Annotated in this window: 5 protein-coding genes; all 5 read right to left on the bottom strand. The window is 60.1% G+C overall.

Translation table 11 applies throughout. From position 1 onward, the window contains the following. The coding region (locus tag BBW68_RS13425; protein WP_148127680.1) for a DUF1804 family protein at window positions 1–201 on the bottom strand (201 nt) is incomplete at its 3' end. Continuing rightward, window positions 201–341, bottom strand: coding sequence for a hypothetical protein (locus BBW68_RS19985; protein WP_245675275.1), 141 nt, complete (start codon window positions 339–341; stop codon window positions 201–203). The genes BBW68_RS19985 and BBW68_RS13425, both read right to left, overlap by 1 nt. A gap of 321 nt (window positions 342–662) precedes the next feature. Beyond that, window positions 663–1,133: a hypothetical protein gene (locus BBW68_RS13410; RefSeq protein ID WP_070135738.1), complete on the bottom strand. Its 471-nt coding sequence runs from the start codon at window positions 1,131–1,133 to the stop codon at window positions 663–665. Next, window positions 1,117–1,374 (bottom strand): DUF2644 domain-containing protein, encoded by a 258-nt coding sequence (locus BBW68_RS13405; RefSeq protein WP_245675274.1) that lies wholly within the window; start codon window positions 1,372–1,374, stop codon window positions 1,117–1,119. Before BBW68_RS13405 ends, BBW68_RS13410 begins: the two co-directional genes overlap by 17 nt. A 20-nt stretch (window positions 1,375–1,394) precedes the next feature. Beyond that, the coding region (locus tag BBW68_RS13400) for a M15 family metallopeptidase (protein WP_245675273.1) at window positions 1,395–1,622 on the bottom strand (228 nt) is incomplete at its 5' end.

The following is a 1,622-nucleotide window of genomic DNA, read 5'->3' as shown; positions in this document are numbered from 1 at the left end:
GATATCCTCCGGCACGCCAGAGGACAGGCGGCGGGCGGCACGCTGCTTGTCCCAGTCGTCGCCGTTCTCCCGCGACTCACGACGCCAGCGGATAACTGACGCCACGCTGACACCGTGCATCGGCCCCAGCACTTCGGGGGCGATCCCCTGGGCGATGTAATCGCGCCTGACGGCATCCCTGACCGCTTTCGGGTGCGCCATTAACGCGCCCCCTGGCCATCAATCAGTCGGTCAATACGCTCGCCGGTTCGCTCCATCGACTGCTTGATTTCTCCGAGCATGCTCATGATTTTTTCCTGATCGCGCAGGGCATCCGATTTGAGCTGAAACACGGTATACATCTGCCGGTTATCCTCGCGCAGACGTTCAATCGTCGCGTGAAGGTTCTTGATCCAGAAGGTGAACCCAAACGAGAACAACCCCAGCAGAGCGGTCTGTCAGAACTCGGCAAGATGGACTGCATCCATTTCTATTTGTCCTTATCCGGCACGGGCCAGAAAAATGCCTCAAGGGCGTGAAGTTTCGCGGCGTGGGTCTGACACCAGGTGCCGTAGTCGGTGGCATGCCGCAACAGAGCATCCGGGGGTAGCCCCTGTGAGCCACCGGCATACGCTGACGGTGCGGGTGGCATCGGGGCCACCGTGACCATCGCTCGCGGAGGTTTACTGTCCTGAACTATCACCGGCGCGGGTGTGACCACCACCGGCGTATCCGAGGGCTTTTGTGTAGAGCTGCAGGCCGTGAGGCCCAAGCCCGTTAAAACCACAGCCAGAAGTCTGATTGTCATCGCTGACCGCCTTACTGATATTCAGCTGCAGCAGACTGCTGGTCTGCTTCAGCTCAGATTCTTTATCCGCCAGCTGCCGGGCAAGGCTGTCAGCCCGTTCCCGCTGCCGGCGCTCGTTGTCGCTGGCTTTCAAAAGCGCCTGCTGACCCGCTTGTGCCAGTTGCTGGCGCTCGTCCGCACGGGCCTGTTTCTCATTTGCCAGTGCGGTATCGCCGTCGGCTTTCGCACTCAAATGGCCGGAGTCATAGCCCGTGCTGTACAGCCACCATCCCGCCCCGGCCAGCGCTGCACAGAGCACGACGCCCGGTAAAAGACGGGTTAAAAGCCATTTAATTACGCTGTTCATCATCACCTCCCGCAGGACGGGCAACGGGCACCTTCAGCTTCTGGTGGACCTGCACCCCGGCATGCGTTACCCAGGCACCGAGATACAGGCCCAGCGCTGCGTCGGGTTGTCTGTCCATCACGACACAGATAATCAGCGCCAGCGAACTGACAACCAGTGCCACCATCGTGGCGGTATCCGTGGTAGACAGGCGACCCTGCGGGTTGGTGACAAGTTCGCCCAGGCGGTTAAGGAGCGCCATAAGTACGGTCCCCCGGAACATCAGGCTGCTGTTGCCGGATACTGTGCGAAAGGAAGCTGGAAGTGCGGACCATCCTTCAGCGTTTTCCAGTCGCCACCCCATTCGACAGGGATGGAAAGCTCCGCTGATGCCTGCTTAAACGCCTGCGCAATCTGCTGATAAAGCGGCATGTTCCAGGAAATTTCAGTGCCAACGTAAGCCACCACGTCAACCGCATGCCCGGTAAGGTGGCGGCTGTTCAGGGTCTG

The organism is Candidatus Erwinia dacicola (assembly GCF_001756855.1).
Taxonomy (GTDB): domain Bacteria; phylum Pseudomonadota; class Gammaproteobacteria; order Enterobacterales; family Enterobacteriaceae; genus Erwinia; species Erwinia dacicola.
The sequence above is the reverse complement of the archived record's forward strand: the minus strand, read 5'-3'. Positions and strand labels throughout refer to the sequence as shown.